The sequence below is a fragment of the Gillisia sp. JM1 genome (assembly GCF_000424645.1).
Taxonomy (GTDB): domain Bacteria; phylum Bacteroidota; class Bacteroidia; order Flavobacteriales; family Flavobacteriaceae; genus Gillisia.
On the sequence record NZ_KE384218.1, the window covers coordinates 2157088 to 2173554 of the forward strand.

The 16467-nt window shown below is 33.7% G+C and carries 17 protein-coding genes; 8 read left to right on the forward strand and 9 right to left on the reverse strand.

Annotated elements, in window-relative coordinates:
• Positions 1-739: 739 nt before the first annotated feature.
• Complete coding sequence (locus H033_RS0113115; RefSeq protein WP_026838717.1) at positions 740-1609, forward strand: hypothetical protein; 870 nt, start codon at positions 740-742, stop codon at positions 1607-1609.
• Between the two features lie 478 nt (positions 1610-2087).
• Here H033_RS0113115 and H033_RS0113120 read toward each other — a convergent pair whose 3' ends face one another.
• From H033_RS0113120 to H033_RS0113150, 7 genes are all read right to left on the reverse strand, one after another.
• Positions 2088-2501: a nuclear transport factor 2 family protein gene (locus H033_RS0113120; RefSeq protein WP_026838718.1), complete on the reverse strand. Its 414-nt coding sequence runs from the start codon at positions 2499-2501 to the stop codon at positions 2088-2090.
• 6 nt (positions 2502-2507) lie between these two features.
• A complete protein-coding gene (locus tag H033_RS0113125; RefSeq protein ID WP_026838719.1) occupies positions 2508-3437 on the reverse strand; it encodes a UDP-3-O-(3-hydroxymyristoyl)glucosamine N-acyltransferase in 930 nt (309 codons plus the stop codon).
• Between the two features lie 131 nt (positions 3438-3568).
• The gene (efp, locus tag H033_RS0113130; RefSeq protein ID WP_026838720.1) at positions 3569-4135 is read right to left on the reverse strand and encodes an elongation factor P; all 567 of its coding nucleotides are present in this window, start codon (positions 4133-4135) and stop codon (positions 3569-3571) included.
• Positions 4136-4146: 11 nt separating this feature from the next.
• On the reverse strand, positions 4147-4932 hold the full coding sequence (lpxA, locus tag H033_RS0113135) for an acyl-ACP--UDP-N-acetylglucosamine O-acyltransferase (protein ID WP_026838721.1): 786 nt from the start codon (positions 4930-4932) through the stop codon (positions 4147-4149).
• A gap of 6 nt (positions 4933-4938) precedes the next feature.
• Positions 4939-6339, reverse strand: a complete 1401-nt coding sequence (locus H033_RS0113140; RefSeq protein WP_026838722.1) for a bifunctional UDP-3-O-[3-hydroxymyristoyl] N-acetylglucosamine deacetylase/3-hydroxyacyl-ACP dehydratase — start codon at positions 6337-6339, stop codon at positions 4939-4941.
• 1 nt (position 6340) lies between these two features.
• Complete coding sequence (gene lpxD / locus H033_RS0113145; protein WP_026838723.1) at positions 6341-7357, reverse strand: UDP-3-O-(3-hydroxymyristoyl)glucosamine N-acyltransferase; 1017 nt, start codon at positions 7355-7357, stop codon at positions 6341-6343.
• A gap of 23 nt (positions 7358-7380) precedes the next feature.
• Positions 7381-8610 (reverse strand): HD domain-containing protein, encoded by a 1230-nt coding sequence (locus H033_RS0113150; RefSeq protein WP_026838724.1) that lies wholly within the window; start codon positions 8608-8610, stop codon positions 7381-7383.
• Positions 8611-8732: 122 nt separating this feature from the next.
• Here H033_RS0113150 and H033_RS0113155 point away from each other — a divergent pair, with 122 nt between their 5' ends.
• The 6 genes from H033_RS0113155 (at position 8733) to H033_RS0113175 (ending at position 13336) form a co-directional block, all read left to right on the forward strand.
• On the forward strand, positions 8733-10283 hold the full coding sequence (locus tag H033_RS0113155; protein WP_026838725.1) for a bifunctional response regulator/alkaline phosphatase family protein: 1551 nt from the start codon (positions 8733-8735) through the stop codon (positions 10281-10283).
• 43 nt (positions 10284-10326) lie between these two features.
• Positions 10327-10731 (forward strand): tRNA (adenosine(37)-N6)-threonylcarbamoyltransferase complex ATPase subunit type 1 TsaE, encoded by a 405-nt coding sequence (gene tsaE, locus H033_RS0113160; RefSeq protein ID WP_026838726.1) that lies wholly within the window; start codon positions 10327-10329, stop codon positions 10729-10731.
• A 278-nt stretch (positions 10732-11009) separates the two neighbouring features.
• On the forward strand, positions 11010-11153 hold the full coding sequence (locus H033_RS21650) for a hypothetical protein (protein ID WP_155827816.1): 144 nt from the start codon (positions 11010-11012) through the stop codon (positions 11151-11153).
• Between the two features lie 232 nt (positions 11154-11385).
• The gene (locus tag H033_RS22150; RefSeq protein WP_231367619.1) at positions 11386-11694 is read left to right on the forward strand and encodes a hypothetical protein; all 309 of its coding nucleotides are present in this window, start codon (positions 11386-11388) and stop codon (positions 11692-11694) included.
• A gap of 64 nt (positions 11695-11758) precedes the next feature.
• Entirely contained in the window at positions 11759-12958 is a 1200-nt protein-coding gene (locus tag H033_RS0113170) for an alanine dehydrogenase (RefSeq protein WP_026838728.1), read from the forward strand.
• Positions 12959-12961: 3 nt separating this feature from the next.
• A complete protein-coding gene (locus tag H033_RS0113175) occupies positions 12962-13336 on the forward strand; it encodes a DUF4258 domain-containing protein (protein WP_026838729.1) in 375 nt (124 codons plus the stop codon).
• A gap of 885 nt (positions 13337-14221) precedes the next feature.
• On the opposite strand, the gene bcp is transcribed toward H033_RS0113175, so the two are convergent.
• Positions 14222-14671, reverse strand: a complete 450-nt coding sequence (gene bcp, locus H033_RS0113180; RefSeq protein WP_026838730.1) for a thioredoxin-dependent thiol peroxidase — start codon at positions 14669-14671, stop codon at positions 14222-14224.
• A 31-nt stretch (positions 14672-14702) separates the two neighbouring features.
• On the opposite strand from bcp, the gene H033_RS0113185 reads away from it, so the two are divergent.
• On the forward strand, positions 14703-15362 hold the full coding sequence (locus H033_RS0113185) for an endonuclease III domain-containing protein (RefSeq protein WP_026838731.1): 660 nt from the start codon (positions 14703-14705) through the stop codon (positions 15360-15362).
• 282 nt (positions 15363-15644) lie between these two features.
• On the opposite strand, the gene H033_RS0113190 is transcribed toward H033_RS0113185, so the two are convergent.
• The gene (locus tag H033_RS0113190; RefSeq protein WP_026838732.1) at positions 15645-16229 is read right to left on the reverse strand and encodes an RNA polymerase sigma factor; all 585 of its coding nucleotides are present in this window, start codon (positions 16227-16229) and stop codon (positions 15645-15647) included.
• Positions 16230-16467 lie beyond the last annotated feature (238 nt).

The following is a 16467-nucleotide window of genomic DNA, read 5'->3' on the forward strand; positions in this document are numbered from 1 at the left end:
AAAAAAAAATAACTACCTCAAATCATTGTAACCCTTCGGGGGTTGAAGTTATCTTAGAATTAAAAAACAAACACCTAGCGGTGATGTTGATGTATCTTATTTTAAAAAAAATAACTACCTCAAATCACTGTAACCCTTCGGGGGTTGAAGTTATCTTAGAATTAAAAAACAAATACCTAGCGGTGATGTTGATGTATCCTAGAATTAAAAAACATCTTCTTCAGATAGGTTAAACCCTTTGGGTTTTGAGTTTAATGTTTCTTCAAAATTATAACTTAAAAATAGGAAACACCTATCGGTGATGTTGAGGTAATCTTGGTTTTAAAAAAATTAAAGAAAGTAAGCAAAGAAAATAAATAATAGAAATTCAAATAAAGTATTTGATTTTGAATTTTCCTGATATGTTTTTTTATTAATATATATTTATTCTTTAATTCTTTTACTCTAATTTTTTTACTCTAATAAATTTACTCTAATACTGGGATAACTTAATCATGACCTAGTAAAACATTTTTTAATGACCTAGTAGGTAATTAAATCATTACTTAGGAAATCAGTATTTGATGACCTATCTATAAGTAAAGATATATATACTCATTTCAGCTTAACAAAACTTTATATTAGAAACTTGTTGCAACTTTAAAAGTGTAATAAATTGGTCTATATAATTAAATAACAACTATTTAAAACGTTATCAATAGGTTTTAAATATGGTTGGAACATAAATTAATTTAAATCAATGAGTATAGGACAATTAGAAAGATTAAATAGAGAAAATCATGGAAATGACTTCATCAAAAGCTATCCCATTTTAAGAACTGGAAACCTCACCCCTACTGAAATTAGGTTAATAGAGTTGGTTCTTAGTTTCGAATCAAACAAGAAGGTCTTTCAAAAGAGATATGAGAATATAGCTAGAGATATTGGTTTATCTGGCAAAAATCCAAGGAGAAGTGTCGCTAATATAGTAAGTAAACTAAAAGAGCTCGAACTTATTTCAACTGACCATAAGAGTAATTATAAGGGTGAAGGCTCTAATGGTGGTGGCAGTAAGACCTTTTTAAGTGTAAATTTAGATGTGTTGTGTGAATATATACAATCTTTCATAGACGTGAAGACCGTTGAAGATGTTAAAATTACCTCAACCGAAAAACCTCTATCTGAAGTAACAGATGTTGAGGTCTTGGCACCAGATAATATTGGCATTTCTAAACCGAGACTCAAAACTTTACAGGTATCCAATGAAGATATTGAAGCACCACTACGACCTCTATTTGTGGTCACTGATGATGAAGTTTTGGGAGATAACTATACCCCACCAAATGAAGTTACACAACAATCTACACCGTTAGCTGATATCATTTTTGAAAACTTCGAGATTAAGGAAACACTGAGAAGATATGTAGAAGATGAATCAACTATTAATTATTTAGATGTTGCATTCGTAAAGTACATAACTACTAATGATATACAAGTGTACAGCCTTATCGATTTGGTTTTTTGCATAAATGAAATTCATGATAGTTCAGATGTATGTGTAGAAATACTTTGTGCACTAGGTTCAGACTTAGAAAAAATTGGAGAATTAAAACATGAAGAAACTGCTTAATTACAGACCAAGATAAAATAGATGAAGTACAAAAATTATTGGAAGTTCTTAAAAATGTAAAGTCATTAATGGGCTAATGAAATTATCATCAGGATTGAAATATAAGGATTCAATCAAAATGCAACTGATGATGCATGTCAATAAAAATTGTTCAAATGGCTAACATTGATATTATCAATGAATGTATTGAACTTAAATTACTAATTGATAAGATATAGCCAGATAGGTTTGTAAGTGCCTTAAACTTATTCAATTTTCATTTGCTGGGCTGATTACCCATTTAACCCCCATTTAAGTTATGGGGGTTTTTTTATACCCAGATTTATGTGTTGGTAATAATAATATTACTTAATTAACCCACACTTTTACCACACATTAATAACAGATTGGATAGAATCCTAATAAGAACGATACCTTTGAAGTGTAATTACATTTGCTTTGCAAAAGTAGGTTTTTAAATAGAAACCTTAAAATATTTTTATAAATTTATTGCCATAAAGGAAGCAAGGTTATCTGGTGAATCATCTGCCGGTTGGCTCATTTGATATCCTTTATACATTTTACCATCTTTTATTTCCCAGATAGCCACTATATGGGTCATAGGAATTTCTTCATCTGGATTCTCAATGGTTTTTGTAAAAAAGGTGATTCTAATGGTAACCATTTTATCATCTTGTAATAAATGACTTATTTCTGGCCTTATATATTCAAAAGACTTGCCCATCTCTTTACAAATCTCTTCTAGATCATTTACGCTCATTTTATTGAAACCTGCACTGCTATTCCAAAACAACTCTGCATCAGGGTGAAAATGCTTGGATACTTGAGAAGGATCCTTATAAAATTCTGAATTATAAAATGATTCTACAAGTTGTTTTTCGCTTGAAGCCATATATTGCTATTTTAATTTATCTATAATTCCGGGTAGCATTTTTACTGCTGCCATCTGTCTTAATTTTGTTCTAAATTCTTGTGCTGGAGATCCCCAATAGCTTGTGTTTTCCTCAGTAGTCTTGGAAACCCCACATTGAGCCATCAAAACTGTGCCTTTTTTAATTGTAACATCGCTTCTTATTCCTACTTGTCCCCAAATACTTACTTCATCTTCAACAATTACACAACCTGCAATTCCTGTTTGCGAAGCAATTAAGCATTTCTTACCAATTATGGTATCGTGCCCAATTTGAACCTGGTTATCTAATTTAGTTCCAGCTCCAATAAAAGTATCACCAGAAACTCCTTTATCTATAGTGCACAATGCTCCAATTTCTACATCATGATCTATTACCACTCTCCCACCGGAAAGCAATTTATCATATCCGCTGGGTCTCTTTTTAAAATAGAAAGCATCAGCTCCCAAAACCGTACCTGCGTGTATAATTACATTATTTCCTATAATGGCATTATCGTATATACATACATTAGAATGGATCACACAATTATCTCCAATTTTCACATTATTACCAATAAAAACATTTGGTTGAATAATTGTGTTTTCTCCAATTAGTGCAGAATCTGCAATCTTAGAATCGGCTTTTTCAAAAGGTTTGAAATATTGGGTTAACTTATTAAAATCTCTGAAGGGATCTTCTGAAATAAGAAGTGCTTTTCCTTGAGGACATTCCACTTCTTTATTTATTAAAATAATAGTTGCAGCCGAATTTAAGGCCTTGTCGTAATATTTTGGGTGATCTACAAAAACGATATCACCTTCTGTAACTACATGGATCTCATTCATTCCTAAAACGGGAAAATCAGGCTCACCTTTATAAGTAGAAGAGATAATTGTAGCTATTTGCTGAAGCGTATGCTTCTGGGGAAATTTCATATTATAATTGAAACAATTAAGTTATTGTAAAGTAGACCAAACTTAAGCGATATTCATTAAAAAACAAAAGTTAGGAACATAAATTATAAATGCTCCTAACTTTAATCAGTTATAATGATAATATAATAAAATTATTCCTTTACTCGCTCTTTGTAGGTTCCTTTATCTGTTTCAATTTTTATCTTATCTCCTTCATTAATAAAAAGTGGGACATTTACCTCTGCACCAGTTTCTACAGTTGCAGGCTTCGATGCATTTGTTGCAGTATTTCCTTTAACTCCAGGTTCTGTATGTGTAACTTCAAGAATAACACTTGCAGGCATATCTACAGTAAGAGGCATATTATCTTCAGTATTTATTAATACCGTAACAACTTCACCTTCTTTAAGAAGTTTTGGCATGTCTAAAGCATTTTCCAATAGCCGAATTTGCGTATAATCTTCAACGTTCATGAAGTGAAAAAATTCCCCATCGTGATATAAAAACTGGAACTTATGAGTTTCTACTCGTACGTCTTCAATTTTATGTCCTGCAGAAAAAGTATTATCCAAAACCTTTCCAGAGGTTACACTTTTTAATTTAGTTCTAACAAAAGCAGGTCCTTTTCCTGGTTTAACGTGTAAAAACTCTATTACCTTATAGATGTCATGATTATAACGGATACATAACCCATTTCTAATATCACTTGTACTTGCCATTATTTTATAATTTAATTTGAACTAAAATATCCTTTCATAATCCCACGTTGAGAATTCTTGATAAATTCCAAGATCTCGTCACGTTCTGCTGTTGCTTGCATCTCTGCTTCAATTATAGCAACTGCTTGAGAATTATTATAATTTTTCTGATACAATATCCTGTAAATATCTTGTATCTCTCTTATTTTTTCAACATTAAAACCACGGCGTCTAAGCCCTATAGAGTTTATCCCTACATAAGAAAGAGGTTCGCGTCCGGCCTTTACAAAAGGCGGCACATCTTTTCTTACCATAGATCCTCCAGTTACAAAGGCATGGTTCCCAATGCTAACATATTGTTGTATTGCAGCCATTCCTGCTAATATCACATAGTCTCCAACATTAATGTGACCTGCCAATGTACTATTGTTTGAAAAGATACAGTTATCACCTACAATACAATCATGTGCGATATGGCAATAAGCCATGATCCAACAGTTCTTACCAACCACGGTCTTCATTCTATCTTTAGTCCCACGGTTAATTGTCACACATTCTCGTATAGTGGTATTATCCCCTATCTCTGTTGTGGTTTCCTCGTCATTAAATTTCTTATCCTGAGGTACTGCAGAAATTACTGCTCCCGGAAAAATACTGCAATTCTTCCCGATTCTAGCACCTTCCATAATGGTTACATTAGAACCTATCCAGGTTCCTTCTCCTATCACCACATTATTATGAATAGTAGTAAAAGGCTCTATAACAACATTTTTCGCGATTTTTGCTCCAGGATGTACGTAAGCTAAAGGCTGATTCATAGTGACTTATTTATTTTTTACAATTTGAGCCATCAAAATAGCTTCAGTTACTAATTTCCCATTTACATAGGCATATCCTTGCATTTGGCAAATTCCTCTTCTTATTGGAGCCAATAATTCTAATTTAAAGATCAATGTATCTCCCGGAACTACTTGCTGCTTAAATTTTACATTATCGATTTTCATAAAAAATGTAAGATAATTTTCTGGATCTGGAACAGATTTCAAAGCTAAGATCCCTCCCGTTTGTGCCATTGCTTCCACTTGTAATACCCCTGGCATTACTGGTTTCCCTGGGAAATGACCAACAAAAAAAGGCTCATTCATCGTAACATTTTTCATTCCAATTACACAGGTTGGTGTAAGGGAATAAATTTTATCTACTAACAAAAATGGTGGGCGGTGCGGCAAAATATTCATGATGTCATTTACATCCATCAAAGGTGCCTTATCAAAATCTATTTTTGGCACATTATTTCTGCGCTCTGTCTTAATAATTCTAGCTAATTTCTTAGCAAACTGAGTATTTACCTCATGCCCAGGTTTTGTAGCAATTACCTTCCCTCTAATTCGAGTACCAATTAAAGCAAGATCTCCAAGAACATCCAGTAATTTATGTCTAGCCGCTTCATTTGGATAATGTAAGGTAAGGTTATCCAGAATTCCGTTTGGTTTTACTGAAATGTTGTCCTTTTTAAAGGCAGTTCTCAGTTTAGCCATTGTAGCTGGACTCAATTCTTTATCTACATAAACGATAGCATTATTTAGATCTCCTCCTTTAATAAGGCCATGCTCTAATAATGTTTCAATTTCATGTAAAAAACTGAAAGTACGTGCATCTGCTATTTCAGATTTAAAATCGGATAATTTATTTAGAGTAGCATTTTGGGTTCCCAGAACTTTGGTTCCAAAATCAACCATCGTAGTCACTTGATAAGTTTCTGATGGCATTATAATTAATTCACTCCCAGTTACATCATCTTTATAACAAATAACCTCATTTACAACAAATTCATCTCGTTCCGCTTCCTGGGCTACTATTCCTGCTTCCTCAAGTGCTTCTACAAAAAATTTGGAAGAGCCATCCATTATTGGAGGTTCAGATGCATTGAGCTCCATAATAACATTATCTATTTCTAGACCTACACAAGCTGCAAGCACATGTTCTGAAGTTTGTATAGTTATTCCATCTTTTTCAAGATTGGTACCACGCTGTGTATTTACAACATAAGCAACATCTGCTTCAATTGTAGGTTGGTTTTCCAGATCCATTCTCTTAAAAACATACCCGGTGTTTTCAGCTGCAGGTTTAAAGGTAAGTGTAACTTCTTTACCAGTATGAAGTCCGACCCCTTTTAAAGAGATCTCATTCTTTATGGTTTGCTGTTTTGAAAGGATTTCACCCATTCTATATTTTTTTTTCTATTTTATTTAATCTATTAACTATTTTCGGAAGATTCTTGAAGTGAACGTAAGATTTATTGAAATCTCCATATCCAAACGCTGGCGATCCTTGAATTACTTCATCATCTGCTATATTTCTTCCTATTCCAGACTGTGCCTGAATTTTAACTCTATCTCCAATTGTTAAATGACCTGCAAAACCAACTTGCCCACCGATCAAACAATTTTTACCGATTTTTGTTGAACCAGCAATCCCCGTTTGTGCGGCAATTGCAGTGTTATATCCTATTTCTACATTATGAGCAATTTGAATTTGATTATCCAGTTTTACACCACTTCGTATAATAGTAGAGCCTAATGTCGCTCTATCTATAGTTGTGCCTGCTCCAATGTCTACATTATCCTCTACAATTACATTTCCTATTTGCGGTACTTTATGATACTCCCCATCATCACTAGGGCTAAAGCCAAAACCATCTGCACCAACTACAACTCCGGCATGGATCACACAGAATTTCCCAATAGTGGTTTCTGAATAGATCTTAACTCCTGGAAAGATGACTGTATTATCTCCTATAGTAACATTATCTCCTATATATGTGTTTGGATAAATTTTTACATCATCTCCAATTTTTACATTCTCACCTATATATGTAAAGGCTCCTAAATAGATATTCTCCCCAAAAGTTGAAGACGCTGCAATAAAATTAGGTTGTTCTATTCCTGTTTTATTCAATTTCACCTGATTATAATATTCAAGCAAGGTAGAAAAGGCTTTATATGGATCTTTAACTCTAATTAAAGTAGTCTCGATTTCTTGATCTATGCTAAACTCATCACTAACTATTGCTATAGAAGCATTAGTAGAATATATGTAAGAGGTATACTTAGGGTTGCTTAAAAAAGTAAGCGAACCTTCTGTACCTTCTTCAATTTTTGCCAACCTATCAACTTCTGTTTCGGGATCCCCATCAACAGTACCATTTAATAACTCGGCTATTTGTAATGCAGTAAATTTCATTCTCGCAAAAGTAAAAAAAATTGTTAACGTATGGTCTTAGGATAACAGATATAATATTTAGTTACTTCTGTAGATAGTGCAACCAAGTTTAATTGGTCTGAAGCTTTAGCCACATCACTGATCTTTCCATTTCTATGTAATATCTGAATTTTGTCATTTTCACTTGAATAAGCAACATTGGAAATCTCACCACTAAACACAAAATAATTCGCTTCTTCTTCGGTTATAGAATATTTCTTCTGAAGTGGCAGCGCATACTTCTTGAGCTTCTCTGGATTGATCTTTTTCTTTTTCAACTTCACTTTCAGCAGATCTCTATTAAGTAACATCTTACATAAATTACTCAGCACAAAATCGTCATATTCCATCCATTCTTTCATTGCTGAAATAATATCGTAATCATCCAACTTAGCAAATGTTCCTAATGTATCTGAATCAAACTTGTCTAAAGTTACTTTATTATGTAAGAAATATGATAAAGCTGGGCTACTAGTTAAGTTTTCTCCACGTTCAATTAACTCCTTAGCTCTCTTTAATACTCTTATTAATAGCTGTTCTGCAGCAACACCCGTCTTATGAAGATAAACTTGCCAGTACATTAGCCTTCTTGCAACCAAGAATTTTTCTACAGAATAAATCCCCTTTTCTTCAATCACTAAATGATCATCTACCACATTTAACATGGTAATAATTCGCTCACTGTTAATATTTCCTTCGGGCACTCCAGTATAAAAGCTATCACGCTTCAAATAATCCAACCTATCCATATCTAATTGACTGGATACTAACTGATTCATGAATTTTCTAGAATAGCTACCTTTAAAAATATCGATTGCTAAAGTTAAACTTTGGTTAAATTCGGTATTCATTTCCTCCATAAATAAGAGGGAAATACACTCATGAGAAATACCTTCTACAATGCTATGCTCCATTGCATGAGAGAAAGGTCCGTGCCCAATATCATGTAATAAAATAGCTATTTGTAAGCCTTCTTCTTCTTCAGCATTGATCTCAATCCCCTTAAAACGAAGAATCTCTATTGCTTGTTGCATTAAATGCAAACCACCTAAGGCATGATGAAATCTTGTGTGATGTGCTCCAGGGTAAACTAAATAAGACATTCCCATTTGTGAAATACGGCGTAATCTTTGAAAATAAGGATGTGCAATAATCTTAAAGATACGTTCCGATGGAATAGTAATAAAACCGTAAATTGGATCGTTAAATATTTTGAGTTTTGTTCTTTTGGTCAAGCTTAAAATCCTTTAGAATTATAACAAAGATACATATATGATGTCCAAAATGGACACGTGATAACTAATAGCAAGAAAACAGCAAATTTATTAAGCTGTGTTTTCCTATAAATTCAATTTAAATGAATAAAATAAAAATACTTTGGGCAGACGATGAAATCGACATGCTTAAGCCACACATTATCTTTTTAGAATCTAAAAATTATGAAGTAACTACTTGTAGAAGTGGTACTGAAGCGATTGAACAAATAGACACTCAGAATTTCGACATTGTTTTTTTAGATGAGAACATGCCTGGATTAACAGGATTGGAAACTTTATCTGAAATAAAGGAAAAGCGTGCAGACATGCCTATTGTAATGATCACTAAAAGTGAAGAGGAATATATAATGGAAGAAGCTATAGGTTCTAAAATAGCCGACTACCTTATAAAACCTGTAAATCCAAATCAGATTCTTTTAAGTTTGAAGAAGAATTTAGATCACTCCAGACTAATTACTGAAAAGACAACTTCTAACTATCAGCAAGAATTTCGTAAGATCTCGATGGATATGAATGATGTTAATTCTTTTGAAGGATGGGCAGAATTATATCAGCGACTTATTTATTGGGAATTGGAATTAGAAACTATTGAAGATAGCGGTATGTTCGAGATCTTAGAATCTCAAAAGCTAGAAGCCAACAATCAGTTTTGCAAGTTTGTAGATAAAAATTATCCAGATTGGTTCGAAGAAAATGCTGATGCGCCAATTATGTCTCATAGACTATTTAAGGAAAAAATAGTTCCCGAGATCAGTAAAAAACAGCCCACCTTACTTATAGTAATAGATAATATGAGGTATGATCAATGGAAAGCATTTGAACCAACTATTAATAACTATTATAAAAAAGATCAAGAATCAACCTTTTACAGCATACTTCCCACCGCCACACAATATGCAAGAAATGCCATTTTTAGCGGTTTAATGCCAAGTGAAATGGAAAAGCAATTTCCTCAATATTGGCTTAATGATACAGAGGATGGTGGAAAGAATATGTTTGAAGCAGAGTTCTTAGAGGCTCAATTAAAAAGATTAAGATTAGATATAAAATATGAATACCATAAAATTTCCAGTCTGAAGGCCGGAAAACGTTTGGTAGAAAATTTCAAAACTCAAAAAGAGAACGATCTAACTGTAGTTGTTTATAATTTTGTGGATATGCTTTCGCATTCCAAAACAGAAATGGAAGTTATCAAGGAATTGGCTTCTAACGATAAATCTTATAGATCCTTAACACAAAGTTGGTTCAAGAACTCTCCATTGCTGGAAATCATTCAACAAGCGCAACAATTAGGTTTCAAACTGATCTTAACTACAGATCACGGAACTATCAATGTAAAGACACCATCTAAAGTAATAGGAGATAAAAACACCAGCTTAAACCTAAGATATAAGACAGGAAAAAGTCTTACTTATGAGAATAAGGATGTTTTGGCTGCAAAAGATCCAAAGAAAATTCACTTACCCACCATTAATATGAGCAGTTCTTTCATATTTGCGAAAGGAGACTCCTTTTTTGCCTATCCAAATAATTATAATTATTATGTTAATTATTTTAGAAATACCTACCAACATGGAGGGGTTTCTATGGAGGAAATGATCATCCCGTTTGTGGTCTTATTGCCTAGGTAATAATAAATTACATATCTTTACAGAGCCTTAAATCTAATTTTGAATGACGTTAACCTACGAGCTATCAGAAATTGATAGAATTGCTGTGCAAATACTTTCCGAAGTAAAAAGCAAAACGCTTTTATTTTATGGGGATATGGGAGCAGGGAAAACTACTCTTATTAAAGCGCTTGTAAAAGCCCTTGGTGCGTCAGACTTGGCATCCAGCCCTACTTTCTCGCTAGTTAACGAATATCAAACAGATGAAGGGAAGATCTTCCATTTCGATTTTTATAGAATTGAAGATGAAATGGAAGCTTTAGACATGGGTATTGAAGATTATTTGAATCTCGATACCTGGAAATTTATTGAATGGCCTCAAAAAATAGAAAAATTATTAGATGAGGATGTTCAAAAATTGGAAGTTTTGACCCTAAATGAAGGGACGAGAATGTTAAATTTTTGTTAATGATTTTAATAAAACGTCAAATGCCTACGCAAATAGCGGTGTAAGAAAAATAATACAAAATGAGCCCATTTGAAAGGTGGGATTTTATATTTTTCGTAATTCAGCGGAAGATGATGATTTTTAGCTTATTTTTGACAAGTAAAATAGTCGAAAATACAGGCTATTTTTGCCTCGAAAAAAGGTGCAAAGATACGATTAAGGCGTTTAATATTAGCATATTATAATGTTATAGGTTTGTTTCAGAAATCAATACGAAACTAACTTTAAAACCTATACTTATGAAAATCAAAGCTATCTTATTCGCCGCAGCCATTTTTGGAGCAACTTTTTTTGTAACTTCAACTACAGAAAACGATAATAATGACGCAATACAAAAAACCGCAGTTGATAAAAGGCTCATCAGGGTTCCTTCTGCTGGGTAGTATAATAGCTCTATCAATAGCCTTTTCGCCATATATATTTTATTTATATGAAATTTTCCCAAACGGTCCCGTTTGGGAAAATTCTTTTTTTACATACGAAAGTAAGTATTACGAAGATGTACTTACGGCTGCTTGGACTTATCTAGGTAAAATCACTCCTTTGTTTTTGCTGTTTATTTGGTTTTTTACTTGCAAACATTGGTGGTATCATTCCATACTAGTACCGATTATAATGTATTTATATCAACTGGTTATTATTGTTTATGATGATGTTTACTTAGATAGTCAATTTTTCATGGATACTGATGGACTAATATATTTAGCTCCTTTTTTTATTGGAATTTTAATAATAGTCTATTTAGTTAGAATTCAAATATTTGACAGAATATACGGGATTGACCTTAGTGAATTAAATGAGACTGATGTTTCTGTTTTTACTAAATCGATGTCCACCAATGAACAGAAGGAAGTAGATACTATAAGGAATCAAGGTTTTAATTTTAGACCAGAACCAACTGAAGATTACTACCGTAAACTTTAATTAAATAACACTTCTTTATTTGCCCAAAAATGTTGTAATTTGAATCTTTTGTACAACTAAAGGCATGATAGACAAACCATCTCCATTTACCAAAGAACAATTAATTCCGCAGGAGGAAACCCTGGAAATTTACAAGCATAAAGGAGAGCTATTTATTGGCATCCCCAGAGAAACCTCTTATCAAGAAAAAAGGGTGTGTTTAACTCCAGATGCTGTAGCGGCTATTACCGCACATGGCCACAGAGTAATTATCGAGTCTAATGCCGGGAAATGGGCAAGATTTAGTGATAAAGACTATTCTGACGCCGGTGCAGAGGTTACAAAAGACACTAAAAAAGTATTCTCCTGCCCTACTATTCTTAAAGTAGAGCCACCATCTAGCGAGGAACTGGGAATGATTAATCCGCAAACTACTATAATTTCTGCATTGCAATTAAAGACTCAGTGCAAAGAATATTTTCAAAAACTAGCAACTAAAAGAATTACCGCACTTGGATTCGAATTTATTAAAGACGAAGATGGGTCATATCCCGCAGTTAGAGCCTTAAGTGAGATTGCAGGAACGGCTTCTGTTTTAATTGCTTCAGAAATAATGAGCAATTATTCTGAAGGAAACGGTTTAATGTTTGGAAACATTAGTGGAGTTCCACCTGTAGAAGTTGTGATTTTAGGTGCAGGAACTGTAGGGGAATTTGCTGCACGTTCTGCAGTTGGACTGGGAGCAAATGTAAAAGTTTTTGATAGCAGCCTTACCAGGTTAAGAAATATTCAAACAAATATTGGACGAACCCTTTACACGTCTACAATTCAGCCAAAAAACTTATCAAAAGCCTTAAGAAGATGCGATGTGCTTATTGGTGCTGTTAGAGGAAAGAATCGTTCTCCTATCTTAATTTCTGATGAAATGGTACAGACTATGAAAAATGGTTCTATTATTATCGATGTTAGTATAGATATGGGGGGTTGTGTGGAAACTAGTGAGGTCACTACCCACGATAAACCTATCTTTAAAAAACACGGTGTTATCCACTATTGCGTGCCCAATATCCCATCTAGATATGCCAGAACGGCTTCTGTTTCTATAAGTAATATTTTCACACCATATCTTTTACATATTGCAGAACAAGGCGGTCTTGAAAATACTTTGAGATATGACAAAGGTTTGCGAAATGGATTGTACTTTTACCACGGAATTTTAACCAATAAATCTATTGCAGACTGGTTTGATCTTTCTTACCGTGATATCAATTTACTTATATTTTAATTTATGAATTTTATTCAAAGACTAGGGTTTTTCTCTGTGGGTCTAATCATGGGTATTGGTATGCTCATGTTTTTTCTAGGAGGTAAAAAAGCTTCTTGTGACTACTCCCCAAACGCCAGAACCCTTAAAAACATAAGAAATAAAGATCGTGTATTTTCTGAAAATGCTCTTACTTATTTCTCCAATAACAATCTAGATACTTCCGCAGTTACCACCATATTAAAGGACGGAAACGTAGATTTCGGCAAAAGTGATACTAAGAGAGCGCGTTGTAAGGTCTATTTCATTTCTGAAGAGTTAGAATCTGGAGAATTTGAAATAGAAATCGAGAATTGCAAGAATAAGGCAATTATTAAATCTGTGAATAAGATTCAATAATTCACACTTTATACTAAAGAGATTCCTCCTGTCGTAGTAATGACAATAACAACCTGTCATTCAGACCGCAACGCAGTGGAGCGAAGAATCTCAACTAACTCAACTCTCCTAAATTAGAGATCCCTCCTCACGTCGGGATGACATACTTTGTCATTCAGAGCGCAACGCAGTTGAGCGAAGAATCTCAATGAAGCAAAATCCAACTTTACAAGAAATCCCTCCTCAGGTCGGGATGACGTACTTTGTCATTCAGAGCTCAACGCAGTGGAGCGAAGAATCTCAATGAAACAAAATCCAACTCAATAAGAGATCCCTCCTGTCGTCGGGATGACCAAAACAAGTTGTCATTCTGAACGAAGTGAAGAATCTCAACTAACTCAACTCTACTTAATTAGAGATCCCTCCATAGGTCGGTATGACAATACTTTGTCATTCAGAGCGCAACGCAGTGGAGCGAAGAATTTCAATGAAGCAAAATCCAACTCGATAAGATCCCTCCTGTCGTCGGGATGACAATACTTTGTCATTCAGAGCGCAACGCAGTAAAGCGAAGAATCTCAATGAAGCAAAATTCAACTCAATATGAGATCCCTCCTAACGTCGGGATGACATACTTTGTCATTCAGAGCGCAACGCAGTGGAGTGAAGAATCTCAACGAAGCAAAATTCAACTCAATAAGAGATCCCTCCTAACGTCGGGATGACAATACTTTGTCATTCAGAACGAAGTGAAGAATCTCAATGAAGCAAAATCCAACTCAATAAGAGATTCCTCCTATCGTCGGGATGACAATACTTTGTCATTCAGAACGAAGTGAAGAATCTCAATGAAGCAAAATCCAACTCAATATGAGATTCCTCCTATCGTCGGAATGACAATGAGACTTAAAGAATCTGCGCTGCGTGATCTTTGGTTTTTACTTTGGTAATAATTTCTTCTATTAGTCCATTTTCATCTATCACAAACGTGGTTCTATGAATACCATCATATTCTTTTCCCATAAATTTCTTTGGTCCCCATACTCCATAAGCTTCTATCACCTCCTTTTCTTCATCTGCTAATAATGGAAACGGCAATTCATATTTATTTTTAAAATTAGACTGTTTCTTTTCAGTATCCGCACTCACGCCTAATATCTGATATCCCTTTTCCTGAAACTGCTCCCAATTATCTCTCAAATTACAGGCTTCTGCCGTGCAACCTGGAGTGCTTGCTTTTGGATAGAAAAACAAAACAACTTTTTTTCCTTTAAAGTCCTTCAGACTTATAACATTCCCATCCTGATCTTTTACTGAAAACTGCGGAGCGGAATCTCCTACTTTTAATTTTATCATTATTCTTATTTTAGCCATAAATTTAAGCATTATGAATAAGAAGGAAAAGGTTCAGTTCGTTATAGATACGTTAAATGAAATTTATACAGAAGTTCCTATCCCATTGGATCATAAAGATCCTTATACTTTATTGATCGCTGTACTTATGTCTGCACAATCTACAGATGTAAAAGTGAACCAAATCACTCCTTTGTTATTCGAAAGAGCAGACAATCCTTATGCTATGATAAAATTATCTGCAGAGGAGATTCGGGAGATTATAAAACCTGTTGGATTATCCCCTATGAAGGCAAAAGGAATTTATGGACTTTCCCATATTCTAATAGATAAATACAACGGAGAAGTTCCAAAAAGTTTTGAAGCTTTAGAGTCATTACCAGCAGTAGGCCATAAGACCGCAAGTGTAGTGATGTCTCAAGCCTTCGGGATACCCGCCTTTCCTGTAGATACTCATATCCATAGGCTAATGTATAGGTGGAATTTAACCAACGGTAAAAATGTGGTTCAAACCGAAAAGGATGCTAAAAGACTATTCCCTAGAGAACATTGGAATAAACTACATCTTCAAATTATTTATTATGGAAGGCAATATTCCCCTGCTAGAGCATGGAATTTAGAAAAGGATATTATCACAAAAACCATAGGAAGAAAGCAAGTTCTTGATGAGTATTACAAGAGGAAATTAAAGTGAGAATTTGGAATTCCCAAAAGCACTTCGACTTTTTTTAAAAAAAAAGACCCGCTATAAAGCAGGTCTTTTTTTATCTAATTTAAAATTGTCTCGAAGCTCAACTGCTTATACTTAGTAATACGCAGGGCTTTAGAATAATTTAAAAGGAACTGCAGGGTTTCCTTTTTAGGGTTTAATGTGTTCAATTGTTCTCCTTTCGAAGGTTTAGTGTAAAGGTGCTTCATTTGCTTAACTTTTAGTTAGTTTAAATGAAGAACGTATTTAAAGCACTCTTATTGTAAATTAATTTGTTAAAATCAAGTTATGTTTTTCAATTAATTTTCTCAAATTAATCAACGCATAGCGCATTCTTCCTAAAGCAGTGTTGATACTAACCCCCGTGCTTTCGGAGATCTCTTTAAAACTCATGTCCTTATAGATACGCATAGTTAATACTTCCAACTGATCTTCTGGTAGTTCTTTGATCAATTCCTGAACATCAGATTCAATTTGATCTTTAATTATTTGCTTTTCAATATTTAAATCCCCGTCACTCAACACAGAGAAAATATTAAAATCCCCATTGTTCTGGAACATAGGCATTCTTTTATTCCTTCTGAAGTGATCTATCACCAAATTATGCGCAATCCGCATCACCCAAGGTAAAAATTTACCTTCTTCATTATATTTCCCTCTTTTAAGGGTATTGATGACTTTTATAAAAGTATCCTGAAAAACATCGTCAGAAACATCTTTATCAAATACCTTCGAATATATGAAACTATATATACGTTGTTGATGTCTATTTATTAAAGTGGAAAGTGCTTTTTCATTCCCTTGAATATAATCTTGCACTAGCGCTGCATCAGTTGCCTTAATATAATCCATAGTAGTTACTTTATTTTCGGGTATATAAGAATACCGTCAGGTTAGATTTTTTAACTTAAAAAGTAACTTTATGCAATAGGCAATAGATTTTTAGAATGTTCGTTGATGCTCCAAATATAGCAACATATATTTTACATAAGCAAACTTAAAGCTTATTTTTTAACAAAGTATATAGAATATGTTCACTTTTTACACTGCTTCTTATTGAGTACCTTTGCTTTTTATTTCGATAAGACAA

Coding starts and splice junctions, on each gene's coding strand:
- H033_RS0113115 (WP_026838717.1), top strand. CDS start 740: ATGAGTATAGGACAATTAGAAAGATTAAATAGAGAAAATCATGGAAAT.
- H033_RS0113120 (WP_026838718.1), bottom strand. CDS start 2,501: ATGGCTTCAAGCGAAAAACAACTTGTAGAATCATTTTATAATTCAGAA.
- H033_RS0113125 (WP_026838719.1), bottom strand. CDS start 3,437: ATGAAATTTCCCCAGAAGCATACGCTTCAGCAAATAGCTACAATTATC.
- efp (WP_026838720.1), bottom strand. CDS start 4,135: ATGGCAAGTACAAGTGATATTAGAAATGGGTTATGTATCCGTTATAAT.
- lpxA (WP_026838721.1), bottom strand. CDS start 4,932: ATGAATCAGCCTTTAGCTTACGTACATCCTGGAGCAAAAATCGCGAAA.
- H033_RS0113140 (WP_026838722.1), bottom strand. CDS start 6,339: ATGGGTGAAATCCTTTCAAAACAGCAAACCATAAAGAATGAGATCTCT.
- lpxD (WP_026838723.1), bottom strand. CDS start 7,357: ATGAAATTTACTGCATTACAAATAGCCGAGTTATTAAATGGTACTGTT.
- H033_RS0113155 (WP_026838725.1), top strand. CDS start 8,733: ATGAATAAAATAAAAATACTTTGGGCAGACGATGAAATCGACATGCTT.
- tsaE (WP_026838726.1), top strand. CDS start 10,327: ATGACGTTAACCTACGAGCTATCAGAAATTGATAGAATTGCTGTGCAA.
- H033_RS21650 (WP_155827816.1), top strand. CDS start 11,010: ATGAAAATCAAAGCTATCTTATTCGCCGCAGCCATTTTTGGAGCAACT.
- H033_RS22150 (WP_231367619.1), top strand. CDS start 11,386: ATGTATTTATATCAACTGGTTATTATTGTTTATGATGATGTTTACTTA.
- H033_RS0113170 (WP_026838728.1), top strand. CDS start 11,759: ATGATAGACAAACCATCTCCATTTACCAAAGAACAATTAATTCCGCAG.
- H033_RS0113175 (WP_026838729.1), top strand. CDS start 12,962: ATGAATTTTATTCAAAGACTAGGGTTTTTCTCTGTGGGTCTAATCATG.
- bcp (WP_026838730.1), bottom strand. CDS start 14,671: ATGATAAAATTAAAAGTAGGAGATTCCGCTCCGCAGTTTTCAGTAAAA.
- H033_RS0113185 (WP_026838731.1), top strand. CDS start 14,703: ATGAATAAGAAGGAAAAGGTTCAGTTCGTTATAGATACGTTAAATGAA.
- H033_RS0113190 (WP_026838732.1), bottom strand. CDS start 16,229: ATGGATTATATTAAGGCAACTGATGCAGCGCTAGTGCAAGATTATATT.